Genomic DNA, 26,526 nt, shown 5'->3' with positions numbered 1-26,526 from the left:
GCTCCGTCAGAGCGTCGAACCATTTGTCGGCCTTTCCCATCGACTCTCGGAGCTCGAACCGTCGCCGGGCGCCTCGGCAGGAGCCAGCGACGTCACGGTCGTCACGATCTGACGGACACATATCTCGACGACTGCCCCGAGTTCGCCGGATTCGTCGGCGGCACCGGGTACCAGTTCTTTGTCCGAGCCGAGAGCGCCGGCCGAGTCAGGTATCAGCAGATCTCGCAACGCTGCCGTTTTGATAGGCGGTGTTGACATCGCGACCGGACCGACCAGCATGAGCAGCACCACCGCATCGATGAGGCCGGCAAGATCGAGAAGTGCATCGCGGTCGTGGGACGTCATTCCGTAGGCTTCGTTGCGCAGCCGCCGACTCGCGACGGATGCGCCCACAAAGGCTCGAAGGCGAGTCCGCGGAGTCGCGTCCTCGATATCGGCGAGCGCCTCGACCAACGCACCGACCGCGCGTGCGGCCTCGCTCGCGGGCGTCCTACGGCGCATGGCGATCACCGCGGGCACGCTGACGACGATGACGATGGCCGACGCGACACCGAGCATGACAGCCAACTGTGCAAGCGTGTCGAGTGGCTCGGTGTGTCTGCCTGTCGTGGTCAGCGCGACGCTCATCGCGACGCCACCGGCGTTGGACACTATGGGATGGCTGCTGATGAACCAGGTGAGTGCGAACAGACCAACCAGCGCAACAAGATACATCGCCGGCGGCGGAAGCAGGAGCGCGGTCGCGACCACAAGGACAACGGCAACGATGCAACCGAGAAGACGGTACGCCACACGCTCGACAGTGGCCGCCCAGGTCGGCTGCATCATCGAGACCACCGCATTGAGATAGGTGTTTGCGAAGGCGGGCTGAGCCAGTTGCAGTCCGGTGGCCGCGGCCACGATGATGCCAACTGATTTTGTCAGCGCCTCCGCAAGCACCCCTGGGCTCGGCCGCAATACCGAGGCCAGACGGCCACCGATGAGGGTGCGGCGTAGGTCGCCGAAGCCTTCCACCCGGGTAGCGTCACGTTGGAACGCACAGTTCTGGATGGCGATCAGGTGTGTGCGAGCTTGCGCCAGGAGCGTCGACATCTGCTCTGGCACTGCGGCAATCCCGTCCGAGTCGAGGTCGAGATCCACCGGGACGGCATCCGTCGTCTTCCGAGCAGTCACGATGTCGGCGACGGCGCTCGCCTGTAGGCCGAGTACCGACAATCGGCGGTCCACTGCGCAGTTCGCCGCTCCCGGCGCAGTGTGCGCAAGATGAGTGACCATTGCGACGACGCGGCGGTAGCCAAAGGACCGCGCCAACACCTCGGTGGTCCACACCGACGGGCGATCGCTCACCCAGGTCCCGATCACCTCGACGGTGTCGATGCCGCCCGGCCGCAACGGCGCAACGATCTGTTCGCGTGTGCGTCCGCTCGGATCGGCGATTCCGACGATGATCCGAATCGTCAGCGCGACAACAATGCCCAGCGCAACCGCCCACACCACATCGAGGTCGGGGGTGCCAACGGGAAGCGCGACGCCGTAACCACCGATGGCGATGAAGGACATGCCTATCGCAGCAACGCGAAAACGCGTACCGGCGGCCGGAAGGAGGGAGATGACGAACAGAACGGCCACCAGCCCGGCCACCCCCGCCGCGTAGTGCCACGACGCCAAGAAGCGTGGCACGGTTGCCGATACGAGCGCACACGGGCCCAGCCATGCCATTCGTCTGAGGTCAGGGCGCAACGCGCCCACGAATGCGGGCAACAGGCAGAACAAACCGACCATGGCGGCCAGCACCGATGCGCGGCCCAGTCCCGACACCATGCCGATACCACCCGCGGTAACCATCACGATCAGGGTGATGACGAGCAGCGCAGGCCCGGCATCCGCGGACTTCTTCACCTCGACCATCAGGGAGCGATCGCAGCGGTATGGCTGTCTGGGGCTCCGGCCCGAACGCCGTTGACCTGCGTCACCGCCAGTGTCGGGTCACCCGCCGGCAGCACCTGCCGCTCGAAGTGCGCGGTGACCTCGAGTGGTTCGTGCGGATACACAGTGACGAAGTTATCGCTGTGGTGACTCGGCAGGATTTCCGCAGCGGTGTCCGGTCGACACATCTGTATCCGGGTGAAGAATGCCAGGTGATCAGAGGTGTTCGACAGAATGATGCGGAATTGCCGGTTCGCTGTGTCGGGTTCCGGACGGACCCGGTCGGGGGCGTTGCTTTCGAATAGAAGGTCCGGGCTATACCAGTCCCGCTTCCACAGTTCCTGATCGATTCGCGTCAGATGATCCCCGACGTAGGGGTCGTCCGCATAGAGCCCGGCATCTCGTCGCGCTTTGAGGCTGGTGGCCGGCATTCGCGGCACGAGTACACCTGCCGCGACAGCGCTTTGCGACAACATCCGACCGGACACATCGATCTCGTCGGCACCGATGAATCGCCAGCCATCGGATAGTTCGGTCGTGCCCGGTACGTTCGCCACAGCGCCAACTTTACATGTGTTAAGTACCGGTGTCTGCTTATCCCGGCACCGGAACTCATGGAAGCCGCTCCGCAGCAGGGACGAGCTGATCTCACCCCTGAATCGTTGACGACACTCGCTCAGCGGGCCGGGGTCCGGGATCTCGAACGCTTCGCCCGCGACACGACCGGCTCCCGATTCGACGCGCAGATCGAGTCCGACCTGGCCTTGGCCAAAAGCCTCTTCATCCCCCCGGTACCGGCGTTCTGGATCAACGGCACACCACTGCTCGGGGGCTTTGAGTTGCAGCCCTACGTCGACGTGATCGACGGCGTCCGTGCGCAGAGGTGACCGGCACGCACGTCGTGTCCCCACACAACAGCGAGCCATCGACTATGCGGGATAGTCGACTCTACGGCATACTCGGGGCCATGGGCAGGTCGACCGACAGTGGCGATGAACGTCGATGAGTGAGCGCCATCCTCCATCGCCGTCCGCCGAGCCGGTCCGCCTCGGCACTCTCGAACAACAGGTCATGGACATCGTGTGGGAGAACGGCGCGCTCACCATCCGCGAGATCATCGACCTCTCGCCCGGATCTCCGGCCTACACCACCATTGCCACGGTCCTGCGGAATCTGGAGCGCAAACGGATGGTGACCCCGATACGCCGACGACGGGGCGTGCGATTCAAGGCAGTCCACGATCGGGAGCAGCACGCGGCCCAGCTGATGCAGCATGCGCTCAACGCGCCCGGAACCAACCGGGAGTCGTCGATGCTTCACTTCGTCGAGACCCTGTCGCCCGATGACGTCGACGTCTTACGCCGATACCTGGCCGACCACTCGGAAGACAGGCCGGACGCGCGATGACACTCGCCCTGATCTGCACTGTCGCCCCGCTGATCATCGCGTGGTCGATGCTGGGTCCTCGTGCACTCCGATGGGCGGCGCCGGCCCTGGCCCGCACACCGCTGGCCGCGGCGGTGGCCCTCATCGGGATCATCGCGTCCTGGATCGCGGCCGCGCTGGCTATCGGGCCCGTGTTCGCCTGGGTTCTCTCCGGTCCGCGAGTGTTGTCCGCGGGCGCCACCAACGTGTGCCGGCGTTGCCTGGCACACGCGAGCCCGTTCGACGGGCCGACGATTCATACCGGCTTGCCCACCGTCGTCCTGCTCATCCTCCCTCTCCTCGCCGGGGCCGCCGGGCTCTACGTCACCGCGCGCCACGCCTACCGGGCACGACGCCGCGCACGCGTCACCGCTGCTGCGCTTCGGGCGTCGTCGCACCACCGGTATGTCGCGAACGCATCGGTACGCCTACTCGACCGCACCGAAGCGACGGTGTTCGCTCTCGCCCACCGCGATGGCGGCATCTTCATCAGCGATGCGGCGCTGGGACTACTCGACCGGGATGAGTTGCACGCGGTCCTCGCTCATGAGCGGGCCCATCTCCGGCAACGTCATCACGGGATCATGGCAGTGGCGACCGCACTCAGCGCACCCGTGCGTTGGGTACCTCTGGTCGACGCCGCCCTCTCGGCGATCCCCCACTATCTCGAGATCGCCGCCGACAACGCCGCACGCCGCGCCGTGAGCACACCCGCGCTGGCAAGTGCACTACTCAAACTCGACGACCAGCAACGCGGCCAAGAACTCATCGGCGCTCTCCACGTAGCCGGACCCAACCGGGTCGAGCAGCTGGTCGCGGTGACGCCGCGCCTCACCTGGCGCGGCGTCACCGCCACCACGATGATCGGTATCTACGCGGCGCTGTCCACGACACTCACGGCAGGCGCCTACGGCTCATACGTCTTGGCGGCCGGCACCTGCCTGTGGGCCCCCTGAGCACCTCCCTTGCGGTTGTGGACGGGGTCCGCGGAGCGGGAAGCCGCGGCCGGCCATCATCGAGGCGACCGTGGACACGATGGACACGACACCGGTGATGACGATCCGCCGCCGGTGGTCGCGGGTCCCACGTCATCTGCACGGCGCGGTTGAACCCGAATGACGGATGTGACTCTCGCCGTGTAATTCTCACGATCGATGCGCTCCGTGCGAGATCGGCGTCGTCGGCGCGAATCCACCGCTGCTGACGATTCAGCACCGGTCACGACCGACTCACCAAGCGTCAAACCGGTTGGCCGACATAGCCTCCGGACCGCCCTGGGACACTGCACTCACCCGCGAGGTCGTACTCCGAACAGCGGATCAGCCGTATACTACGGAACCCTCGCCGGTGATGAATTGGTTGCCGACAAGCACACTCGTCGGTTCCGCACACTCATCGAGTGCGCAGTGCGTCGTGTTCCGCCCCGGACGGTCATCCGTCTTCCGGCGGGGAAGGGAAGTGATTCCCGTTCGAATCTCCACGCTCAACGCAAGCGCGACTTCCCCAGCCCTCAGTCCACCCCGGATAGGACTCGCCTCGTCACGTCTCGTCATCCGGCACCCCCGACGGACGACACCCACAGTGCACTACACACCCGTGGCACCGTCGAGGACAACCTCAGCTGCAGGACCGTGTGCCTCCCCGATCGGACGCCGCACGTTGATGAGCACTCCTGCCACCACCGCGACGGACGCCAGGATCGCTGCGGCCACATAGAAGCCGGTGCTCTGCCCGTGGGCCAGTGCCTGGGCTTGCACGGTCGCCATGTCCGCGGGACCGTGAACCGACGACAAGTGGCCGGTCACGTAGGAGGCGGCGGCGGTGGCGGCAATGGTGTTCAACAGTGCGGTGCCGATCGCGCCGCCGACCTGCTGCGAGGTGTTGACCATCGCCGAAGCGACGCCCGCATCACGCGGTTCGACGCCGTAGGTGGCGAGGTTGATCGACGTCATGAAGACCGTGCCCATCCCCATGCCGAGGACCAGCAACGCCGGGAACACCACGGACCAGTAGCGCGTCGAGTCGGCCGAGATCTGACTGAGCAGCAGCATGCCGCAGGAGGCGAGGAGGGCACCGGGGACGATGAGGAATCGTGGGGGTACCCGGGTGATCAGGCGGGCCGCGATCTGGGTGGAGCCCAGCAGCATCCCGAATACCATCGGGAGGAAGGCCACGCCCGCGCTCAGTGGTGAATAGTGTTGCACCACTTGCATATAGAGCGTGAGAAACAGGAATGAGCCGAACATCGCGATCGTCGCCAGTCCAACGCTGAGGTAGGCGCCACCGCGGGCGCGGTCGGCGACAACCCGCAACGGCAGGAGCGGATGCGGACTGCGTGCCTGCCAGGCCACAAAGGCCACCAGCAGGACGACGGCCGCGACCAGGCAGATGATCGTGCCGGTGTCGCCCCAGCCCTCTTCGGCGGCTCGGCTGAATCCGTACACCACCAGTGCGAGACCGGTTCCGCCGAGAATCACACCGAGAATGTCGAGTCCCGGGGCGTGGTCGTGGGCACGGGCCGGTTCCTTGATTTCCACGATGGCACCGAACAGCGCGATCGCGGCGAACACCACGTTGATGTACATGGTCCAGCGCCAATCGAAGACCTGGGTCAGCAGCCCACCAAGCAACAGCCCGATGGCGGCGCCGCCGCCGGCGATGGCGCCGAAAATGCCGAACGCTCGCGCCCGCTCCTTCGGCGACGTGAACATCACCGTCAGCAACGACAGTGCAGCGGGGGCCAGCAGCGCGCCGAACGCGCCCTGCAACGCCCGCGCACCGAACAGCATGGCCTCGTTCACCGCGGCCCCTCCGAGTGCGGAGGCGGCGGCGAATCCGACCAGGCCGACCATCAGCGCCCGGCGGCGCCCCCACAGATCGGCGATGCGACCACCGAAGAGCAACAAACCTCCGAATGCCAGGGCGTAGGCGGTGATCACCCACTGTTGATTGGCCGTGCTGATACCGAGATCGACCTTGGCATCGGGCAACGCGATCTGGACGACGGTGCCGTCGAGCACGACCATCAACTGCGCGATGCAGATGAAGACCAACGCTTTCCAGCGCCGGGGGTCGGGTTCGGCCGGGGGCACGGAGTTCTGGTATGGCGAGTTCTCAGGTGCTGGGTTCTGCGGCGATGTGGGAGAGGACATTCACGACTCGCTTGCGTCGAGGTGGCTCGGTGCCATGTCGGATTCCGTCGATTGCCGGCCATCCGCCGCAGCTACCGGAGGTGTGGACTCCACTTAGCCTACCCGGCCACGCCCGCTCGCCACAGTGCCCGGGAAATCCTCGGTTTCCTCACACCCGCATCCGGCCACCGGCGCCTTATCTCCTTCTTCGCAAAATCACTATCCACCTGCATTCTTTACGATTCGATGACCATTTCCGGCATACCGGCATCACCCCGAGAAGACCGCCGAGACGATCGATCCCGACGGCTGGGTGGCCACCGGCGACATCGGCACACTCGACGACGACGGGTTCCTGACCATCGTCGACCGCAAGAAGGATCTCATCATCGACGAGTCCGGAAAGAACATGTCGCCCACCAACGTCGAGAACGCGATGAAAGCGGCGTCGTCACTCATCGGACAGGTCGTGGCCATCGGTGACGGCAAACCCTACATCTCCGCACTGGTGGCCTCGACCCCGGCAGCGACGAACTGACTCCGACAATGAAGTTGCGGCGCAAGCCCATTGCCGAGAAGTACGCCGAGCACATCGTCGCGCTCTGTGACGACGAGGTTGCCGACCACGTTATCGATCTCCGCGGAATCTCGTGAGCGCCCGGTGAGTCATCGGAGTCCCACACCTCGGGCGGTCACTCAGCCTGCACGGCCTGAGCCAAGGACGCGCAGACCTGTTGGTCGGTGAGCTGCTCGAAATGGTCGTAGGCGCCCCCTACGCCGTGGAAGTCCCGCGGCAGCAGCGGGCAGATGACCTCGGCCACCTCGGCGAGGCCGGCCACCGCGTCGGGTGGGGCCACGGGCACTGCGATCACCACATCCGCTGCGCCGGATCGTCGTAGCGCGCCGACGGCCGCCCGCGCCGTCGCTCCGGTGGCGACCCCGTCGTCGACCACTACCACGGTCTTCCCGCGAACGTCGACGGCGGGCCGGCTGCCGCGGTAGGCGACGACACGCCGTTGCAGTTCGGCACGTTCGGTGTCGATGACGCGCTGCAGATCCTCCGACGATGTGCCGGTGGCCCGGATGACGTCGTCGTTGGTGACCACCACCCCATCACCGCTGATCGCGCCCGCGGCCAGTTCCGGCTGACCGGGCACCCCGAGCTTCCGCACGATGTACACATCCAGCGGAGCATGAAGATACTTCGCCACCGGCACGGCCACCGGAACCCCACCACGCGGTAGCGCCAGGACCACGGCCGATCGATCACGAAGTGCGCCACAGTGATCGGCGAGCACACGCCCGGCCTGCTCCCGATCCCGATATCGCCGTCGGGTCATCATCGACCTCCTCAGGTGCGTGACGCCCCAGATACCGACGTTGCGCGTACCAAGGCCGCCACACCGACGATTATCCACCGGGCGGGTGCGGATCCGTGCCGCGTCACGCGATGTCGGTGGGGTGCGCCGGTTCGTCGCCGCCCAGAGCGCCGAGTCTCAGTCCTAGCTCATGTTCCATGGCACGACGAACCAGTCTGCCCCGGTCGGGTGCGCCGACATAGTGCACGAGGGCGTGCGCGTTGACGCCGTCGATCATTCCGAGGAACTGCCACGCGACGTCTCCGGGTTCGTCGGTGGTGAACTCACCGGCGGCGGTTCCGTCATCGATGATGCCCACCACCAGCGCCTGCCAGGAGTCCATCACCGCGCGCACCGCCGCCGCCAATGCCTCGTTGATCCGCCCGAGACTGAAGGCGTCGGCCCAGACCGCGGTGACCTCGTCACGCGAGGGTTCCAGCAACGTTGCGATGAGCAGCCGCAGCTTCTCGGTGGCGGTCGGGCCATCCTCGATGATCTCCACGATCTCGTCGACCTCGGCGGTGGTGATCGTCGTGAAGGTGGCCGCCACGAGCTCGTCCATGCTCGGCTCGTAATGCGCGACGAGAGCCGGTGCGACGCCGACTCGCGCCGCCACCGCCCGCAGCGTCAGCGCGGACAGACCCGATTCCCTCGCCAGATCGCTTGCAGCCGCGCGTATCTCGGCCGCACGTTCGGCCGGCGACTTGCGCGCGGCCCGAGGACGCACATCACCTGATACCTGTCCCATGCAGCGATCATCGACGCACGAGGTCGCCGAGTCAACAACTATTGATCGATTGGCCAATAATTTCCCGGTTTCTCTTGACGCCACCCCTCCGGAGACCTACTCTGATTGTTATTGACCAGTCGATCAATAATGAGAGGCTTCACCGATGTCGTGGATCATGCCCGCCGAGACAGCTCGGCACGAGCGCGTGTGGATGGCGTTCCCCAGAACCAATACCACCCTGACCGAGAGCGCATCCGAGGCCGAGACCGCCTATGCGGCTTGGAGTCTCGTGGCCAACACCGTTGTCGATTTCGAGCCGGTGAGCGTGGTCGTCGACCCCACCGAGATGACCCGCGCCCGCGCGATGCTCGCCGACACCGTCGAGATCATCGAAGCCCCTCTCGACGATGCCTGGATGCGCGACATCGGCCCGACATTCGTCATCGACGACACCACCGGCCACCTCGCCGCCGTGGACTGGACCTTCAACGGCTGGGGCGCGCAGGACTGGGCGCAGTGGGACAACGACCGTGGGATCGGTCGGTTCGTGGCCGCAAGAGCAGGCGTACCGGTGATCAGTTCGATGCTCGTCCAGGAGGGCGGCGCCATTCACGTCGACGGTGAGGGCACCGTACTCGTCACCGAGACCGTACAGCTCGATCCGCACCGAAACCCTTATGCCACAAAAGAAACGATCGCGGCCGAACTCGAACGCACCATCGGGGCGCAAAAGGTCATCTGGCTGCCGCGGGGACTGACCCGCGACTACGAACGGTTCGGTACCCGCGGGCACATCGACATGGTCGCCACCATCGCCTCCCCCGGCACGCTGCTTCTGCACCAGCAGAACAACCCCGAGCATCCCGACCATCAGGTGATGCTCGATCTGCGTGAGTTCCTGGCGGGCACGACCGACGCCGCCGGACGCCCGTGGACCATCGTCGACCTGCCGGCACCGGAGACCATTCGCGACGCGGATGGCTTCGTCGACTACAGCTACATCAATCACCTCGTGGTCAACGACGGCGTGATCGCCTGCGGCTACGGCGAACCGGCCGCCGACGCGCACGCCGCGGAGATCCTCGCCTCGGCGTATCCCGGGCGCCGCGTCGTCACCATCGACGCGCGGGAGATCCTCGCCCGAGGCGGTGGCATCCACTGCATCACCCAGCAGCAACCGGCCGCCGGGTCCACCCGATGAGCACGGCCATCCCGACCGCCGGCGACATCTCGACACCACCGCTGGTCGAGGCGACAGTCGCCGAACTGGGTGCGGCCCTGGCCGACGGTACCGTGACCAGTGTCGAACTCGTCGCCGGGTACCTCAATCGAATCGCACGGTATGACCGGCACGGACCGGCCCTGAACGCCGTACCCGTCCTCAACCCCGAGATGTTCACCGAGGCACGCGCGAGCGATGAGCGCCGGGCGCGCGGCGAGTCCCGCGGCCCCCTCGACGGGATTCCCTACACCGCCAAGGACAGCTACCGGGTGGCCGGGCTACCTGTCGCATCCGGCTCTCCCGCATTCGAGCATCTTCTCGCCGGATCGGATGCCTTTGCCGTCGAGCAACTCCGACGTGCCGGCGCGATCTGCATCGGATTGACCAACATGCCCCCGATGGCCAACGGCGGCATGCAACGGGGTGTTTACGGACGCGCTGAAAGCCCCTACAACCCAAGGTTTCTCGCGGCCGCGTATCTGTCCGGTTCGTCCAACGGTTCCGGGGTGTCGACGGCGGCGAGCATGGCGGCATTCGGATTGGGTGAGGAAACCTGGTCGAGTGGGCGCTCACCGGCGTCGAACAATGCGCTCGCCGCCTATACCCCGTCACGTGGCGTCATCTCGGTGCGCGGCAACTGGCCGCTCACCCCCACGATGGACGTCGTCGTCCCCCAGACCCGCACCATGGACGACCTCCTGGTGCTCCTCGACGTGCTGGTGGTCGACGATCCGCAGACCCGCGGCGACTTCTGGCGCACCCAACCATGGGTGGCATTGCCGGCCGCGTCCGAGGTGCGGCCACCCTCCTATACCGACCTCCGCGATCCAGAATCGCTGCGGGGCAGGCGGTTCGGTGTTCCACGTATCCTGCTGGGCGACGACGATGAGGCGGGTTGGCCGATCACGCCTCGCCCATCGGTCATCGCACTGTGGGAGCGGGCGCGGGCCGATCTGGAGGAAGCCGGTGCGACCGTGGTCGAGGTCGACTTCCCGGCTCTGACCAACTACGAACTCGACCGGCCGAGCGCCCGCGACGGATACGCCCGCGGCATTCTGCCGGGCGGCTTCTTCGACGCGGAGATGTGGGATCTGACCACCTGGTCGTGGAACGACTTTCTGCAGGCCACCGGCGACAATTCCCTCGATCGGCTGGCCGACGTGGACTGCGACATGATCTTCCCGCTCCCCGATGGCGCCATCCCCGACGAACTCGTCGGCTATTACGCCCGCTACAACCTCGACATCGGCGAGTACCCGGCCCGCGCGGCCCGTGGCATCACCCCACTCGAGGAGATCCCCGATCTCGCCGAGGGTGTGCGCGGTCTGGAAGAGTTGCGTCGCATCGACCTCGAGGAGTGGCTCGATGACCTCGGTCTCGACGCGCTGGTGTTTCCGTCGGCGCTCGATGTGGGCGCGGCCGACGCCGACACCAATGCGGACTCGCACGCGCGGGCGATGGCCAACGGCGTGTGGGTATCCACCGGCAACACTATGATTCGGCACTACGGCGTCCCGACCGTGAACGTCACGATGGGGACGATGGCCGACATCGACATGCCGGTCAACCTGACCTTCGCGGGTCGGGCGTACAGCGACAACGCCCTGTTGGCATACGGCTGGGCCTATGAACAGCTGTCGCGCCGACGCATGCCACCGTCGTCGACGCCAGAACTTCCGGGGCTCCGTCGGCCCGCCCCATCGACCGGCGGCCCGACGCCGGCCCTGTCGGTGCACGCGGACGCACGTATCTCGGGTGACGTCACCACGATCGAGGTGTCCGGGACCACCGACGCCGCATTGCTCCAGATATTCGTCAACGGTGAGGCCGTGGCGCCGCACCGCGACGGGCACGACTTCACGGCGACCACCGAGATCCCGACAGCCGAACTCGAACGTCGCCACTCCCAGTGGCGCGAGCCCTACGGAGCCATCGTGATGGCGGTCGCGACCTCGGCCGGCGGCACCGCCACCGCCGAGTATCTCGTCGTCGGCGGTATCGCCTGAGCGCCGTCAACGACGTTGAGGGCGCTGTCAACCCGATCGGAGTTGACAGCGCCCTCGGCTGCGTTGACAGCGCTTTAGTAGACCGGCGGTTCTCCCTCGGCGGCGGGGCCCTTCTCGATCGGGGTGTGCTCGATCATCGACTTGTAGGCGTGGTTCTCGTGCCGGATCATCTTGACGAAGAAGGCGACGAACAGAACCACCGCGAGGATGAACACCACCCAGACGCCCACCGAGTTGCCACCGAAGGTGTACACCACATCGGCGTCGTCGTAGGAATCAATCGGATTGAACATGTCAGTTCGCCTCCTCGATCACCAGTACCGTTGTCTCCGTGCGCATCGCGGTCACCGGAATGCCTTCCGGATAGGGCGTTGCCGGAACCTCGGCCAGGTCCAGTCCGTGCTCCTCGACCTCCGGCGGGATGCGCATCAGACCGACCTTCTTGAGTCCGAGGGACACCAGATATGCCGGGATGAACCCCATCGCCACGAACACGAGACCTCCGACCAACTGCCCCCACAGCGAAATACTCGGATTGCCATCGGTATTCGGGTAGCCCGCCAGGAAGACGCCGGCCATGACCACCGAGTAGAGACCGATCCCACCGTGCACCGCGACGGCACCGACGACATCGTCGATCTTGAAGCGCTCCAGCAGCTTTCCGATGTAGGGCACCAGCGCACCGGCGGCGAGCGCGAGGATGAAGGCCAGAGCCGGGTGATAGAGGTCCATTCCCGAGGCCACTCCGATTACACCGGCCAGTCCACCGGAGATGGTCCAGAACGGTTCACCGCGGGAAGCGATATAGGCGCCGATGATTCCGCCCGCCAATCCCATCAGCGTGTTGAAAGCGAAGGCGGACAACGTGGTCGGACTGCCGTAGATCGTCGCATAGCCACCGGGACCGTAGATCACGCAACCCATCAGGAAGCCGAAGAACCCGGCGAAGATCAGCATCAACCCGACCATGGTGAGCGGGAGGTTGTGGGGCCGGATGGTGACGGCAGTGCCGTCCTCCCGGAAACGGCCCACCCGTGGCCCGAGGTTGAGGAGGATTCCCAGCGCGGCGAACCCGGCGATGGTGTGCACGCATCCGGCCGCACCCACGTCGTGGAAGCCCATTGTGGTGAGCATCCATCCCGCACCGTGCCAGCCCCAGGCCGCGCCGATGATCCACACGACCGAACCGACCATGACGGTCAGGATCAGGAACCCGCTGGTGCGAATGCGTTCGAGGACGGCACCGGACATGATCGATCCGGTGGTGGCGGCGAACAGTGCGAACGCTCCCCAGAAGATGCCGCTCGACGAGTCCTGCACGTTGGGGCCCATGTTGTCGCTCCACGGCAACGCGGCCTTGGCGGCGTCGTTGAACTCGATGAAGCCGCTGGGCATGGCGTTGTAGAGGAACCAACCGACGAAGAAGAACGATGCGACGATCGTCGCGAAGGCCAGCAGGTTCTTCATGGCGGTGGCCAGTACGTTCTTCGAGCGCGACGCGCCGACCTCATAGGCGAGAAATCCTGCGTGGATGAACATCATCAACGCGATCGAGACCCAGTAGAAAAATTCATTGTTGACCGACGTCATCGTCGTCAAAGCATCATCGACTTCCGGTGGCAAGGCAGACCTCCGCTGAACGATAAGGTTTCACATCAGTGTTCAAGGCGTACCGACGGTGTACGCAGATCTGACCTTAGGGCAGTGTTCGTCTCGCGATGATTCCCGAACAGTAAAAACGACGTAAACCGGACGAACCTCTGATCCGACGAGTCGCCCAGGGAGTTCGGGTCACCGCCGAGTCGGCGACACCGGATGTGCCGCGATCGTGGCGGCCCACTTCTCGACGTCATCCCAGTCGCGGTGATCCCCCGGACGAGCACCCATGGCCCACATCACCATTCGGAACCGACGTTCGGGTGGGCGGCCGAAACTTCCCGCGAACGGGTGGTACTCGACCGCGTCGATCCGGTCCCGCAGAGCTGCGATCGCCGGTGGCACCTTGGTACGGAAGATCGCGCCGATCGGTCCGCGCAACGTCGGTCCCATCCCCAGCGAGAAGAGCCACACCGGTCGTTGACGCAGGTCCTGCTCGTTCTCATCGACGAAGGCGGCGAACTCCGGTAAGAAGTCACCATTGTGAATGGCGCTACCCGCGACCACGACATCAAACGACGACGGGTCGGGGCGATCGGCGACCGATGCGACGCTCACCGACATGGCCGACTCGCTCAGGTGCTCACCGAGACGTTCGGCCACTTCGGCGGTCGACCCGTCCGCGCTGGCGTACGCGACGAGTACCGATGACGTCATCACCCTATGATCGCGCACGACGTCCCGACGGAGAAGAGGCCAACGTCCCCGGCTCTCCGTGGATCGTGCTCACCCGGACGTCATACGACGGTAACGATGCACAAAACGGCGCAGGATCATCGCCGGATGCCGGGCATCATGCTCACGCGCCGAGGCCTTCAAGGACTCGGCCGACTCCGGATCGAAGTACCCGAAGTCGCGGTAGACGTCGATGCGGGTCGCCAGGCTGTCCGCGTCGAGCTCCGGATGAAACTGTGTGGCATACACATTCGCGCCCACCCGGAATGCCTGCACCGGGCACGCAGGTGAGGTGGCGAGGTGGACGGCGGACTCGGGCAATGCCGAGGCCGCCTCCTTGTGTCCGCCGTAGGCATCGAAGGTGTCGGGCAGGCCGGCAAACAGCGGATCATCGTGGCCGGCGGCGGTCAGGCTCACCGTTGTCGCCCCCACGGGCTCACCATGGCTGCGATCGATCGTCGCGCCGATCACCGCACCCAGTGCACCCACACCGTAACAGCAACCGAGGAAAGGGAAGTCGGCGTCGACGACGCGCCCGAGGAGATCCACGAGTTCACTCTCGACGCGCCGCTGGGTGGGGGTCTTGTCCCCCGCCGGATCGCTGACGTTGTACGGGCCGCCGCCCAGGATTATCCCCGACCATTCGTCGAGGTCGATTGTCCCCAACATGCGTTGTGTCAGATTGATCCCGTGTAACTCGGACGGGGCGAGCTCGCCGAGCCGGAGCACCGAACCGTACTCGTCGGCCGCCGCGTCGGGTTCGGCACGGATGGACAGGAGCAGGTACGGCGCAGTGGTGGACATGGCTCTCGCTACCGGAGCTCCGACTGCCTCGTCCGGCGCGCTCCGATCAACGCGGACCTTCCCATTCTACCTGTGCGGCCGCACATCCCGTCCGGGCGGAACCACTGTGGGTCGGCCGCGGGGGTGGGCGGTTCGCCGCGTCATCTCACCGGGTCTCGACACCTCCTCGGCTTCGCCTCGTCGGGCTCGACCCGGGACGGGAGGTGACCCGGCCCAACCGGCGGAATCCGGCTACCGGACGACGAGTCCCCCTGCGGCGACCAGATCGCGGAGGTGCGGTCCGTGTGCCCGGACCAGCCCGCATTCCCCCGCGCTGGCGCCACGGCCGGCTCGGTTTCGGAAACCGTTGCGGGTGAAAGTGCCCGTTGAGGGCGTCGAGGTAGCGGGACGCGAACGCGGCGTCGAGACGATCCATCCGCGGACCGTCGTCGAACCCCCCGTTCTCGACGGCGACGCCGACGGCGAGAGTGATCCGCTTGTACAGGGCCGCGAAGTAGCCGAGCCGACTCGCGGCCGGACGGCCCAGGCGATGACGCCGTCGAGGGCCACCACCTCGTCGATGGTGGTGACGGCCGGGATCGGGTCCGGCGGCGCGACAACTGCAGGACAGGTGGGCATGATTATCCGCTGCGGATGCCCGAATGCCCATCCTCCCAACGGCAGATCCGGTGCCCGCCCGGGGTGAGCGATGTCGGGGCCGGTTCGCCTGCCTGCTGCACCGACAGTCGGCACCTCCGTACGCTGATCACATGAAGACACGGTCCACACCGCACACTCCCGGCACTCTGTCTGTCGATAGCGCAGAGGCACAAGACATTTCGTACCGGGATCGGCCCCTGCCCGCGGTATCGCCGACGGCAGGTTGACCACGTGGACCGGCGACGCCTGACGGTCAACTGCTCCATTCTGTTCACCGACGCATCACTGCTGCACCGGCCACGGCACGCCCGCGACGCCGGCTTCGACGCCGTCGAATTCTGGTGGCCGTTCGACGTCACGGTGCCTGCCGATCGCGATGTCGAGGCGTTCGTGACAGCCGTCGAGGATGCCGGCGTCCGGTTGACCCATCTGAACCTCGCCGCCGGTGATCTCGCCGTCGGTGACCGGGGCCTGCTGTCTTCCCCGCGGCACTCCGCCGAGTTCCGCGACAGTGTCGACGTGGCCACGGATATCGGGAAACGGCTGGGCACAGTCGGTTTCAATGCCCTGTACGGCAATCGCGTCGCAGGCCTCGAGGCAGCCACACAGGATGGGCTCGCGACGGAGAACCTCGCGATCGCCGCGCATGCCGCGGCCGCGATCGGTGCGACGATCCTCGTCGAACCCCTCAGCGCCATACCGGCCTATCCCCTTCGGCACGCCGCCGACGCGGTCGCCGTCTGCGATCGGGTCCGCCGGGAGCACGGCGTCGACAACGTGATGCTGCTCGCCGACCTCTATCACCTCGCGGTCAACGGTGACGACCTCGACGAGGTGCTCTCGGTCAATTCCGGTCGCGTCGGACACGTCCAAGTCGCCGATGCACCAGGACGCGGCGAACCGGGCACCGGAAACCTCGATCTGGCACGGTGTCTGCGTATCCTCGACACGCAGTCCTATCTGGGCTGGATCAGCCTGGAGTACCGGGCCACCCGCGCCGATCCATTCGACTGGATATCGGACTTCCCGGCATGACCACCGACCCTAGGGAGGAATCACCCATGGCGACAATCGCATTCATCGGCCTGGGCATCATGGGCAGCCCGATGGCGATCAACATGGTCCGCGCCGGGCACACCGTGATCGGTCACAACCGGACACCCTCGCGCGCCCACGCTCTCACCGATGCCGGCGGAGCGGCGGCCGGCTCGATCGCCGAGGCCGTGTCCGGAGTCGACGTCGTCGCGCTGATGGTGCCCGACGCCGCCGACGTGGAGCAGGTGCTCACCGCCGACGACGGGGTTCTCGCCCACGCCGCACCCAACACCGTGATCATCGACTTCTCCAGCATCGCGCCGGACGTCGCGGTGGCGATGGCCGACAAGGCCGCGATGTCCGGTCACGCCTTCCTCGACGCTCCGGTATCCGGCGGTGAGGAGGGCGCGATCGCGGGCACGCTATCGGTGATGGTCGGCGGCACCGAGGACGCATTCGCCCGGGCGACCCCGGTGTTGGAGGCGGTTGGCGCGACGATCGCCCATGTCGGACCGAGTGGCAGCGGCCAGATGGTGAAGGCCACCAACCAGCTCATCGTGGCCGCCAACATCGAGGCCCTCGCCGAGGCACTGGTGTTTCTGGAGGCGCAGGACGTCGACACCGCGGCCGCGGTTCGGGTCCTGGGCGGAGGGCTGGCCGGGTCGGCGGTGCTCGACACCAAGGCGACCCGGATGCTCGACCGCGACTTCACACCGGGCGGGCGAATCGATCTGCACCACAAGGACCTCGGCAACATGGCCGCGGCGGCACGCCGTGCCGGTGTGGTGCTTCCGGTTGGTTCGTTGGTGGCGTCGCTGATGGCGTCGGCGCGCGCCAACGGCGACGGCGGGCTCGACCATTCGGCGCTGTTCCGCGGTGTCGAGCGGCTCTCCGGGCGTCTATCAGATCCCTCCGCCTGACCGATCGGCCACCACCGACGGCAAATCGTGCAACACTCGTTGCCAGAAACGTCGTCTCACGAGGAGCCCCGGCATGCGGACGGATCAACCCACCTACTGCCGAATCTGCGAGCCACTGTGCGGCATGATCGCCACCGTCGAGGACGGCCGGCTGGTCGCACTGCGCCCGGACAAGCAACATCCCCTCTCGCGCGGCTTCGCCTGCCCGAAGGGCATCGCCTTCACCGAGATCGTCAACGATCCCGATCGGGTGCTGCATCCGTTGCGGCGCACCCCCGACGGCGACTTCGAGCAGGTGACGTGGGACAGCGCGCTCGCCGACATCCGTACCCGCCTCGGCGCGGTACAGCGCGCGCACGGCAACTCGTCGATCGGGTGGTACTTCGGCAATCCGGCGACCTTCTCCACCGGACACACCCTGTGGACGGCGGCGCCGATGAGTCTGCTCGGCTCTCCACACATGTACTCGGCGGGCTCCCAGGATGTGAACAATCGTTTCGTGGCGAGTCACTTTCTCTACGGGAACCCCCTCGCCGCACCGATTCCCGACATCAACCGCACCGACTTCCTGATCATCATCGGCGCCAACCCGATCGTGTCGCACGGCAGCGTGATGAGTTCACCTCGCATCCGCGACGGGTTGCACGCCATCGTCAAACGCGGCGGGGATGTGCTCGTGATCGATCCGCGACGCACCGAGACCGCGCGCGAATTCGACTGGTTGCCGATCACCCCGGACACCGACGCCCTGTTCCTGCTGTCACTGCTGAACGTGATGTTCACCGAGGAACTCGTCGACGTGGACGAACTGCGCGCACGTGCCCGTGGTGTCGACGCCCTCACGCGCACCGCAGCGGGCTTCGCACCCGAGGACACCGCCGCACGCACCGACATCGATGCCGACACCGTGCGCGAGATCGCCCGGCGACTGGTACGCACCGAACGCGCCGCGGTCTACGGACGCATCGGGACCTCGCTGGGCCGGACCGGAACGTTGACGACCGCGCTGCTCGACATGGTGAACCTGGTCGCCGGCAATCTGGATGTGGTCGGCGGAAGTATGTTCGGCGACTTGGGGATTCCCGGGCAGCGACTGGCGATCGGCGCCTTGGCGCACGTCCCGGGTTTCACCTGGGCGGGCCGACGCAGCCGGATCGGCAACCTACCGCAGGTACTGGGTACCGCCCCGGCGTCGGTGATGGCCAAGGAGATCATGACGCCGGGGCGCGGCCAACTGCGTGCGCTGTTCGTGTCGGCGGGCAATCCCGTGTTGTCGGTCCCCAACGGCGACGAACTACGCAGTGCGCTCGGCGAACTCGAGCTGATGGTGTCCCTCGACATCTACCGCAACGAGACGAATGCGCACGCCGACTACATCCTGCCGGCGACCACGATGTACGAGCGCGCCGATTTCCTGCTCCCGTTCCAGGCACTGTTCACCACCCCGTTCAAACAGGCCACCGAGGCGGTCATCGCACCGATGGGCGAGGCACGGGAGGAATGGACGGTGATCAACGACCTGGTCGCGGCGTTGGCTCGACACAGTCCCCTCCTCGCCTTGATGCATGTCGGCACCAAGGTGTCGCGGGCGGTCGGCGGTCTGCTCACCCCGCGTCGCGTGTCGGATCTGGTGATTCGCTTGGGAATCGGGGGAGATCGCTTCGGCCTGCGCCGCGGCGGTCTGACCTATCGACGGCTCATCGACGAGTTCCCGCACGGCACCGTGGTCGCCGACGGGCTCAGCCCCGGCCAACTGCGCACCACCATCACCCACCGCGACCGGAAGGTCCGTCTCGACGCTCCGGAGATCCTCGCCGAACTCGATCGCCTCGACGACGTCGGCGATGAAAGATTCCCGTTGCGTCTCATCGGAATGCGTGAGATCCGCTCGGAGAACAGTTGGCAGCACAATGCTCCCCTGTTACTTCGGGGCGGGCGAACACACTGCGCCCGGATGCACATCCAGGACGCCCTCGACCGCGGCATCGGCGATGGCGAGCTGGTGACCGTCACGTCGCGGCACGGCAGTATCTCGTTGCCCGTCACCCTGACCGACCAGATCAAACCCGGCGTGGTCGGCCATCCCCCACGGTTGGGGCCACAACGGTTCCGGCGGATGGCGCAAGGCCAATGCGGCGGCCGAGACCGATCTCGGATCCGGTGGCGTCAACGTCAATGCCCTGATCTCCTCGGACCCGGAGGACCTCGAACGACTGGCCGGAATGGCCAACATGACCGGGGTGCCGATTCAGGTCATGCCGGTGGACCGCGCATCCTCGTCGCCGACAGCGAGGTCGGCGTCCTCGGCCCGATGACGGACGGGCGAGCCGGAACGTCACCGCAGGCTTTCCCTCACCGACGCGACGCCTGACATCGGGCGGTACATCTCGGCTCCCGGAGCAAACCCACGCCGAGAATTCTCCCCGGCGAAACGACGTTCACGTGAGATTCGTCGACGGTCCACCGCACCTGTATACCTTTCTTTCCGGAAGGTATTGACTTCAATTTCGAACCTCAGGACAGTGGGACCATGGTCGCGTCATCAACAGCAGGTGAATACGACGTCGTCGTCGTCGGAGCAGGGCTCGTCGGCCTCGCGCACGCCTATCACGCACATGCGCGGGGACTGCCGGTTGCCGTGGTCGACCAGACCGCGACCGTCGTGGGCGCTTCCGTTCGCAACTTCGGACACGCGTGCATTACCGCACAATCCGGTGAAGCACGCGGCTACGCCGACACCGGTCGCCGGCACTGGCTCGCGCTCGCGCGGTCGGCGGGTTTCTGGGCCGCCGAACGCGGAACGACGGTGATCGCACGCCACCACGACGAGCTCGCGGTCCTCCGCGAGTTCGCGGAGCAGCGCGGACCCACCCGCGTGCAGGTTCTCACCCGCGAGGAGATTCTCTACCGGGTCCCGGCACGGACCAACGACGTGGTCGGCGGCGCGTTCATGCCCGCAGATCTTCAGGTCGACCCACGTACCGCCGTCCCGCATATCGCCCGGTGGCTCGCATCGGTCGGGGTGGACTTCTTCTGGCGGACCGCCGCCACCGGCTTCGCACCCGGAATGGTCCACACGTCTCGAGGTGATCTGCGCGCGGGCACCACATTCATCACCGTCAACCACGACATCGATCGGCTCTTCCCGGACCTCGCCGACCACGTCCAGGTTCAGCGGTGCCGCCTACACATGATGAAAGCGTCAGTGCCACTGCGGTTCCCACTCTCAACACCTCTGTTCACCGGCTGGTCACTGTTGCGCTACAGCGGCTTTGCGTCGATGCCGTCCTCCTCGGCAGTGGGCCGGCGTCTGCATGCGGCCCACCCCGACCACACGGCGTTGGATCTGCACCAGATGTACACGCCACAACCCGACGGCACGCTGCTGATCGGTGACACCCACATCCGCGAGATCGATGACGTCGGGTTCCAGTCGGAGGCCGGATTCGCCGCACTCCTCGAGGTGACTCGAGAACTGTTCGACGTCAACGACATCGACGTCGTCGAGCGTTGGCAGGGCGTGTACGCCACCGCACCCGGGCGGGAGTTCCTTCGAGAGGAACCACTCCCCCGAACCCACATCGTCACCGTGACCAGCGGGATCGGGATGACCACCGGCCTGGGCCTCGCCGAGGCCAGCGTCGCTGCGGCACTGGGTACCCCGGAACCGACGCCCGCCTGATCCGTTCACGACCGACACCCGTCACCCCGACCCTCACCCCCCTACCCCGAGAGGAATCCATGTCCACCCCCACCGAACTCATCGTCTTCGACATGGCCGGCACCACCGTGCAGGACGACGGACTCGTCGTCACCTCGTTTCTGGCCGCCGACGAACACGCCGGCCTGTCGGCCACCGACGCCGACCGCGCCGAGATGCTCGACTACGTCGCCGCGACGATGGGCCAGTCCAAGATCACCGTCTTCCGCCACCTGGCCAAGGGCAACGAGGAACAGGCGCAGGCCGCCAACAAGGAGTTCGAACGGACCTACGCCCACCTCGTCGCCGAGGGCAAGAGCAGCCCGATGCCCGGCGCCGAGGAACTGTTCTCCCGGTGCCGCGAGATGGGTGTGAAGATTGCTCTCACCACGGGATTCGCCGAGAGCACCCAGGCCGCGATACTCGATGATCTGGGCTGGAACGCCATCGCCGACGCCGTCGTGTGCCCGACCGACACGGTACGCGGACGGCCCCACCCGGACATGGCGCTCGCCGCAGTCATCGCCACCCGCACCAGTGCCGTCGACGCGATGATGGTCGTCGGGGACACCTCGTCGGATGTGACCACCGGACTGCGCGCCGGGGCCGGGATCGTCGTCGGGGTCACCTCCGGAGCTCACGACGAGGCCCGACTCCATTCCGCCGGAGCACATCACGTCATCGACTCGGTGGCCGATCTCGCGCACCTCATCCGCACCTGAGGCGGGCACCGGGCACCGTGCCACACACGACGGTCCGCCGGTGCGACCGGCGGCCGATAAGGTGGGTAGACACGTCGACAAGGTGTCCATTCGACGCCCAGAGCCCGGGAGGTGTTGATGTCCGCTGGTCGGTCTCCGCGGTACATGGAGGTCTATGACGCCCTTCGCAGTCAGATCGCGGATGGTGAACTCGCGCCGGGCGACGAACTACCCGCCGAGACGGCCCTGATGGATCAATGGCAGGTCAGCCGGGGTCCGATCCGTCAGGCGCTGTACAAACTCCGGACCGAGGGCTACATCCACACGTCCCGAGGACGGCCGGCGCGCGTGCGTCGGCCGCACCGGCCCACCCAGACCTTGTCGTCGTTCACCCCCTTCTCGCAGTGGGCGGTCGCCACCGGACGCCGCCCCGGCAATCACACGTTGACCGTCGCACGCACGCGAACGACCGCCGAGATCGCCGACGCACTGTCCATCACCGCCGACGACTTCATCGTGGAGGTCGTCCGGCTACGCACCCTCGACGGAGTACCCGCGCTCCTCGAACGCAGCCGATTCACGCTCGATGCCGGAGCGAGCCTGTTCGATTTCGATCCCGACACCGGATCGATCACCGATCATCTCGTCGAGCACGGCGTGCAGTTTGCGTCGATGCGTCACGAAATCGACGCGGTTGGTGCCGACCCCGTCGACGCCGACAACCTGCAGATCGATCCGGGAGCGCCACTGTTGCGGGAACGCCGCACGAGTTACGACTCGCAGGGCCATCCCTTCGAGTACTCCGATGATCGCTACCGACCCAACCAGGTGACGTTCTCGATCATGAACACGATGGACGTCGGCGGCCCCGAATGACGGCTACCCACTTGCGGGTCGCGGCACCGTCCCGGCCGACAGTACGGTGTGGGGACTTCGACCGGCGTCACCTCCACCATCCCGAGCACACTCAAGGGCGACATGACATTTGACGGGTTCCCCGAGGCCGCACTCGATTTCTACGACGACCTCGAGATCGACAACACCAAGGCGTTCTGGGAGGCACACAAGGAGGTGTACCGGAGCGCGGTGGCGCAACCGATGACAGCCCTCACCGATGCGCTCGCCGGGGAGTTCGGCGAGGCCAAGATGTTTCGCCCGTACCGCGATGTCCGCTTCTCAAAGGACAAGTCGCCGTACAAAACTCATCAGGGCGCCTACGTGCCGGTCGCGCCGGCCACCGGGTACTACGTGCAGATCGGCGCACCCGGTGTGCGGGTGGGCGGTGGCGTCTACGACCTCGGCTCCGAGAGGTTGTCGGCACTGAGGTCCGCGATCGACAACGAGCGGTCGGGGCGGGAACTGGAGCGGATTATGACGGCACTGGCCGAAGCCGGCTGGGACGTCGGTGGCGACCGTCTCAAGACCGCACCCCGCGGTTATCCGAAAGACCATCCCCGCATCGAACTCCTCCGTCACAAGACCCTGACCGTGACGCGCGATCATGGCTTCGAACCGGTCATCCACACGTCCGAACTCGTCGACGTGGTACGCGCCGACTGGCGCGAGACGACGACGCTCATCGACTGGATCCTGCGACACGCCAACGCCTGATCGGGAGGGCAGGCCGGCGACGAGCGGCGCGGCGCACTCTCGACGCGAAACGGCGCCCACTCGACAGCTCAGAGTTGCCGCCCGCTTCCGCGCGCCGCCACCGACAGTGCGGCCAGGAGACGTGCGTGCCCGTTCCGCCGGACCGTCTCGAGTTGACGAAGCAACACAACCCGGTTGTCCAGATCGGCGGCGACCTGTCCGTCGCCGGTCGACCCGAGATCGGGGAGTTCTCTGAGGGCTCCGGTGGCGGCTCGTCGACGATTCCGCACAAGAACAATCCAGTGCTCACCGACGTGCTTCGCCGCGTCGCCGTCGAGGCCCCCGGGCTGGGAGCGACACTGCACACCGCATCCGCGGCAAGTCTCGACGGCGATCCGACGGCGGCCGGCATGCCGAGTGGGCCACCCTGCGCACACTGACGCGCCACACGGTGGCCGCCGCATCCCCGGCCGCCGATCTGTTCTCCGGCCTGCGCTTTGATCCCGGGAGGTCGGCCACCGATCTTGCTGCCGCCCAAGGCATTCTTGCCGAACAGCAAGCGATGTCGGGCCTCACCGGCCGGGCGGCGTCGGCCGAGTATCTCGGGGCCACCGACGCCCTGGTCGATCGGACCCTGGACCGAACCCGCAACCACCTCCGAGGAGTGCCATCGTGTGAGCGGCGCCGAGGCGTACAACGACCCCTACGAGTCCGGAATGACCGTGCGCTGCGAGGTTCTCGGCGACGCCCATCTGGATCGCGCGAGTGCCGGGATCACCGACCTCACCCGCGAGTTCCAGGAGTTCATCACCCGCTATGCCTGGGGCACCATCTGGACCCGGCCCGGACTCGATCGTCGGAGTCGATCGATGATCACGCTGACCGCTCTCATCGCGCGCGGCCATCACGAGGAACTCGCGATGCACCTCCGGGCCGCCCGCCGCAACGGGTTGTCGGTCGACGAGATCAGTGAGGTGATCCTGCAGAGCGCCATCTATTGCGGCGTACCGGATGCCGATACCGCATTTCGGATCGCGAGTGAGGTTCTCGCCGAGGAACTGTGAACGCACGCGTCAGCGTGTGGACAACCCCACTGTGAGATATACGACGGCGACGCGGGCCGGATCGTCTGCCTACCGTGTGTCATGCCCAGTGCCCGGTCGTACGCCCAGTTCCTCGCCTGCTCACCCGACGACGTCTGGTCGGTCCTGTCCGACCCGACACGACTTCCGGAATGGCACAGCGGATATCGCACCATCACCCTCGACGGACCGGTCACGCTCGGCACCACCGGAGACTTCACCTCGACGCGCCCGCTCGTGGCGGTGGCCCATCGCCGACTCGCTCCACCGTTCACGATCACCGCCGTCAAACCGGCTCGACATCTTCAGCTCACCCAGCCCGAACCGGTCGGGACGGCGGTCATCGACTTTCTGCTGGAGCCCGCCGACGGTGGCTGCATTTTCACCGAAACAATCTCCACCACAGCATCTTTCGGACCGATTGCACGAACCGGGCTGTCCGGCCAGCCGCAACTGACCGATCGCGCTGACGTTGCCCGGCTGGCACAGCTGGCGGGTGTGGCACCCGGACCGGACTCTCTCACCGTGGTGTTGGCCGGAGGAAGCGGAGCACTCGGCCGCCACCTCGCCGCCGATCTCGTCTGCCGTGGACACCGGCCCGTGGTGCTGACCCGCACCATCGACAACTCGTCCCCGTTCCGGCAGGAACGGTGGGACGCACGCACACTCGGCTCCTGGACGTCGCAGGTGACCGCACCGGACCGGATGGCCGTGGTGAACCTGGCAGGCAAACTCGTCGACTGTCGTCCGACCGAACGAAATGTGGCGGCGCTGCGTGACTCTCGCGTCGATGCCACCCGCGTGCTGGTCGAGGCCGCCAAGCAGCGGAGTACGCCGGTGCAGCGGTGGCTGCAGGCCAGTACCACGGCCATCTGGGGCGATATGGGCGAGTCATGGTGCACCGAGACCACTCCGGTGCCCGCCGGACTTCCGCAGATGACCGGTGTCGCGCAGCCATGGGAGGACGCGGTGGCCGGCGCCAACACCGACCACCTGGTGATCCTGCGGACCTCGATCGTTCTCGACGGTCAGGCCCCGGCCATGAAGCGGCTGACCGATCTGGCCAAGCTCGGTCTCGGCGGTCGGGTGGGTTCCGGCCGGCAGTGGTTCAGCTGGATTCACGTCGACGACTGGCTCGCGGTGGCGCGGGGATCGCTGGGACTCGACCCGCACCTCACGATCCCCGACGGCATCGTCGTCGGTGCGAGTCCCCACCCGGTGCGCAACTGCGATCTGATGGCGTCGCTGCGCCGTGCCGTCCATCGTCCGCCGTCACCGCCGACCCCGGGTGCCGTACTCAAGATCGGCGCCATCGCTTTGCGCACCGATCCCGCACTCGGATTGACCGGGCGCCGCGCCCGGTCACAGGTTCTCGACGACGCCGGTTTCCGATTCACCCATCCAACCCTCGACGACGCGCTGGCCGACCTGTTGCCGAGCTGACCGGGGGCTCGGCGGCTACAGCTGGTCTCCGTCGAGGTAGAACCACGAGCCGTCCACCCGCTCGAATCGACTGTGCTCGGTCATGGTCGCCCTTCCGCCGGGGCCCCGGTAGAACGCGGTAAATCGGACCTGCCCGGTCGTGTCGAACGGCCCGCCGCCGACGGTGTCGAGGACATCGAGGCGATACCAGTCGATGGTGTCGTCGAGATCGACGTCGGCGGGACGGGTGGAGCGATGCCAGCTCGCCATCAGGTGATCGCCGTCGCCCACCGCGAACGCGGTGAATCGGGAACGCATCAGCGCCTCGGCGGTCGGCGCCCGACGCCGCCCGGCGAGGACCGGTCCGCAACAGTCCTCGAAGGTCAGCCCAGATGTGCACGGACACCTGGCATCTCGATCGACGGTTCGCACCCTGACAGACTACGTCGCCGGTCCCCACGGGTGGGCGGCGCCGGGTGTCGCGTCCTTGACATCGTCGCCGTC

26 protein-coding genes and 2 pseudogenes are annotated in these 26,526 nt (G+C 66.5%); 17 read left to right on the top strand and 11 right to left on the bottom strand.

Annotation, left to right across the window (positions count from 1 at the left end; genetic code table 11):
* Positions 1 to 6: 6 nt before the first annotated feature.
* Both ACWETB_RS04230 and ACWETB_RS04225 read right to left on the bottom strand, forming a co-directional pair.
* Positions 7 to 1,899 carry a hypothetical protein gene (locus tag ACWETB_RS04230; RefSeq protein WP_452209486.1) on the bottom strand — a complete coding sequence of 631 codons (1,893 nt, stop codon included), beginning with the start codon at positions 1,897 to 1,899 and terminating at the stop codon, positions 7 to 9.
* Positions 1,900 to 1,907: 8 nt separating this feature from the next.
* Positions 1,908 to 2,483, bottom strand: coding sequence for a hypothetical protein (locus ACWETB_RS04225; RefSeq protein ID WP_452209484.1), 576 nt, complete (start codon positions 2,481 to 2,483; stop codon positions 1,908 to 1,910).
* A 105-nt stretch (positions 2,484 to 2,588) separates the two neighbouring features.
* Between ACWETB_RS04225 and ACWETB_RS04220 the strand changes: the two genes are divergently transcribed.
* The 3 genes from ACWETB_RS04220 to ACWETB_RS04210 all read left to right on the top strand — a co-directional run bounded on the left by ACWETB_RS04220 (position 2,589) and on the right by ACWETB_RS04210 (position 4,307).
* A complete protein-coding gene (locus tag ACWETB_RS04220) occupies positions 2,589 to 2,813 on the top strand; it encodes a DsbA family protein (RefSeq protein ID WP_452209482.1) in 225 nt (74 codons plus the stop codon).
* A gap of 115 nt (positions 2,814 to 2,928) precedes the next feature.
* On the top strand, positions 2,929 to 3,333 hold the full coding sequence (locus ACWETB_RS04215; protein ID WP_348809964.1) for a BlaI/MecI/CopY family transcriptional regulator: 405 nt from the start codon (positions 2,929 to 2,931) through the stop codon (positions 3,331 to 3,333).
* Positions 3,330 to 4,307, top strand: a complete 978-nt coding sequence (locus tag ACWETB_RS04210) for a M56 family metallopeptidase (RefSeq protein WP_452209480.1) — start codon at positions 3,330 to 3,332, stop codon at positions 4,305 to 4,307. Before ACWETB_RS04215 ends, ACWETB_RS04210 begins: the two co-directional genes overlap by 4 nt.
* A gap of 630 nt (positions 4,308 to 4,937) precedes the next feature.
* Here the strand turns inward: ACWETB_RS04210 and ACWETB_RS04205 are convergent.
* A complete protein-coding gene (locus ACWETB_RS04205; RefSeq protein ID WP_452209478.1) occupies positions 4,938 to 6,503 on the bottom strand; it encodes an MFS transporter in 1,566 nt (521 codons plus the stop codon).
* Between the two features lie 241 nt (positions 6,504 to 6,744).
* Between ACWETB_RS04205 and ACWETB_RS04200 the strand changes: the two are divergent.
* A pseudogene (locus ACWETB_RS04200) lies at positions 6,745 to 7,136 on the top strand (long-chain fatty acid--CoA ligase); the annotation flags it as partial.
* Between the two features lie 38 nt (positions 7,137 to 7,174).
* Here the strand turns inward: ACWETB_RS04200 and ACWETB_RS04195 are convergent.
* Positions 7,175 to 7,825: a phosphoribosyltransferase gene (locus tag ACWETB_RS04195; RefSeq protein WP_452209476.1), complete on the bottom strand. Its 651-nt coding sequence runs from the start codon at positions 7,823 to 7,825 to the stop codon at positions 7,175 to 7,177.
* Between the two features lie 100 nt (positions 7,826 to 7,925).
* Positions 7,926 to 8,588: a TetR/AcrR family transcriptional regulator gene (locus tag ACWETB_RS04190; RefSeq protein ID WP_348809960.1), complete on the bottom strand. Its 663-nt coding sequence runs from the start codon at positions 8,586 to 8,588 to the stop codon at positions 7,926 to 7,928.
* Positions 8,589 to 8,733: 145 nt separating this feature from the next.
* Between ACWETB_RS04190 and ACWETB_RS04185 the strand changes: the two genes are divergently transcribed.
* Complete coding sequence (locus ACWETB_RS04185; protein ID WP_452209473.1) at positions 8,734 to 9,771, top strand: agmatine deiminase family protein; 1,038 nt, start codon at positions 8,734 to 8,736, stop codon at positions 9,769 to 9,771.
* Positions 9,768 to 11,798 carry an amidase gene (locus ACWETB_RS04180; RefSeq protein WP_452209471.1) on the top strand — a complete coding sequence of 677 codons (2,031 nt, stop codon included), beginning with the start codon at positions 9,768 to 9,770 and terminating at the stop codon, positions 11,796 to 11,798. Before ACWETB_RS04185 ends, ACWETB_RS04180 begins: the two co-directional genes overlap by 4 nt.
* Before the next feature lie 74 nt (positions 11,799 to 11,872).
* On the opposite strand, the gene ACWETB_RS04175 is transcribed toward ACWETB_RS04180, so the two are convergent.
* From ACWETB_RS04175 to ACWETB_RS04155, 5 genes are all read right to left on the bottom strand, one after another.
* Positions 11,873 to 12,091, bottom strand: a complete 219-nt coding sequence (locus ACWETB_RS04175) for a hypothetical protein (protein WP_348803982.1) — start codon at positions 12,089 to 12,091, stop codon at positions 11,873 to 11,875.
* 1 nt (position 12,092) lies between these two features.
* Positions 12,093 to 13,421, bottom strand: a complete 1,329-nt coding sequence (locus ACWETB_RS04170; protein ID WP_452209469.1) for an ammonium transporter — start codon at positions 13,419 to 13,421, stop codon at positions 12,093 to 12,095.
* A 168-nt stretch (positions 13,422 to 13,589) separates the two neighbouring features.
* Entirely contained in the window at positions 13,590 to 14,111 is a 522-nt protein-coding gene (locus ACWETB_RS04165) for a flavodoxin domain-containing protein (protein ID WP_452209467.1), read from the bottom strand.
* 69 nt (positions 14,112 to 14,180) lie between these two features.
* Complete coding sequence (locus ACWETB_RS04160; protein WP_452209465.1) at positions 14,181 to 14,933, bottom strand: glutamine amidotransferase; 753 nt, start codon at positions 14,931 to 14,933, stop codon at positions 14,181 to 14,183.
* 145 nt (positions 14,934 to 15,078) lie between these two features.
* Positions 15,079 to 15,405, bottom strand: coding sequence for a DUF5995 family protein (locus ACWETB_RS04155; RefSeq protein ID WP_452209522.1), 327 nt, complete (start codon positions 15,403 to 15,405; stop codon positions 15,079 to 15,081).
* On the opposite strand from ACWETB_RS04155, the gene ACWETB_RS04150 reads away from it, so the two are divergent.
* The 11 genes and pseudogenes from ACWETB_RS04150 to ACWETB_RS04100 all read left to right on the top strand — a co-directional run bounded on the left by ACWETB_RS04150 (position 15,286) and on the right by ACWETB_RS04100 (position 26,043).
* On the top strand, positions 15,286 to 15,618 hold the full coding sequence (locus ACWETB_RS04150; protein ID WP_452209526.1) for a hypothetical protein: 333 nt from the start codon (positions 15,286 to 15,288) through the stop codon (positions 15,616 to 15,618). The two genes, ACWETB_RS04155 and ACWETB_RS04150, sit on opposite strands and share 120 nt — an antisense overlap.
* Before the next feature lie 185 nt (positions 15,619 to 15,803).
* Positions 15,804 to 16,607, top strand: coding sequence for a hydroxypyruvate isomerase family protein (locus ACWETB_RS04145; protein ID WP_452209463.1), 804 nt, complete (start codon positions 15,804 to 15,806; stop codon positions 16,605 to 16,607).
* A 26-nt stretch (positions 16,608 to 16,633) separates the two neighbouring features.
* Positions 16,634 to 17,527 (top strand): NAD(P)-dependent oxidoreductase, encoded by an 894-nt coding sequence (locus ACWETB_RS04140; RefSeq protein WP_452209461.1) that lies wholly within the window; start codon positions 16,634 to 16,636, stop codon positions 17,525 to 17,527.
* 73 nt (positions 17,528 to 17,600) lie between these two features.
* Positions 17,601 to 19,842: pseudogene (locus ACWETB_RS04135) on the top strand (molybdopterin-containing oxidoreductase family protein).
* Positions 19,843 to 20,057: 215 nt separating this feature from the next.
* Complete coding sequence (locus ACWETB_RS04130; protein ID WP_452209459.1) at positions 20,058 to 21,209, top strand: TIGR03364 family FAD-dependent oxidoreductase; 1,152 nt, start codon at positions 20,058 to 20,060, stop codon at positions 21,207 to 21,209.
* Positions 21,210 to 21,268: 59 nt separating this feature from the next.
* A complete protein-coding gene (locus tag ACWETB_RS04125; RefSeq protein WP_452209457.1) occupies positions 21,269 to 21,949 on the top strand; it encodes a phosphonatase-like hydrolase in 681 nt (226 codons plus the stop codon).
* 117 nt (positions 21,950 to 22,066) lie between these two features.
* The gene (locus ACWETB_RS04120) at positions 22,067 to 22,804 is read left to right on the top strand and encodes a GntR family transcriptional regulator (RefSeq protein WP_452209455.1); all 738 of its coding nucleotides are present in this window, start codon (positions 22,067 to 22,069) and stop codon (positions 22,802 to 22,804) included.
* A 102-nt stretch (positions 22,805 to 22,906) separates the two neighbouring features.
* The gene (locus ACWETB_RS04115) at positions 22,907 to 23,539 is read left to right on the top strand and encodes a DUF2461 domain-containing protein (protein WP_452209453.1); all 633 of its coding nucleotides are present in this window, start codon (positions 22,907 to 22,909) and stop codon (positions 23,537 to 23,539) included.
* 125 nt (positions 23,540 to 23,664) lie between these two features.
* Positions 23,665 to 23,958 carry a hypothetical protein gene (locus ACWETB_RS04110; RefSeq protein ID WP_452209451.1) on the top strand — a complete coding sequence of 98 codons (294 nt, stop codon included), beginning with the start codon at positions 23,665 to 23,667 and terminating at the stop codon, positions 23,956 to 23,958.
* 234 nt (positions 23,959 to 24,192) lie between these two features.
* Positions 24,193 to 24,582, top strand: coding sequence for a 4-carboxymuconolactone decarboxylase (gene pcaC / locus ACWETB_RS04105; protein WP_452209450.1), 390 nt, complete (start codon positions 24,193 to 24,195; stop codon positions 24,580 to 24,582).
* 81 nt (positions 24,583 to 24,663) lie between these two features.
* A complete protein-coding gene (locus ACWETB_RS04100) occupies positions 24,664 to 26,043 on the top strand; it encodes a DUF1731 domain-containing protein (RefSeq protein ID WP_452209448.1) in 1,380 nt (459 codons plus the stop codon).
* A gap of 15 nt (positions 26,044 to 26,058) precedes the next feature.
* On the opposite strand, the gene ACWETB_RS04095 is transcribed toward ACWETB_RS04100, so the two are convergent.
* Complete coding sequence (locus ACWETB_RS04095) at positions 26,059 to 26,454, bottom strand: YchJ family protein (protein WP_452209446.1); 396 nt, start codon at positions 26,452 to 26,454, stop codon at positions 26,059 to 26,061.
* Positions 26,455 to 26,526: the final 72 nt, after the last annotated feature.

The organism is Gordonia sp. NPDC003950 (genome assembly GCF_053605205.1).
Note: the sequence above shows the minus strand (reverse complement) of the source record. Positions and strands in the feature narration are given on the sequence as shown.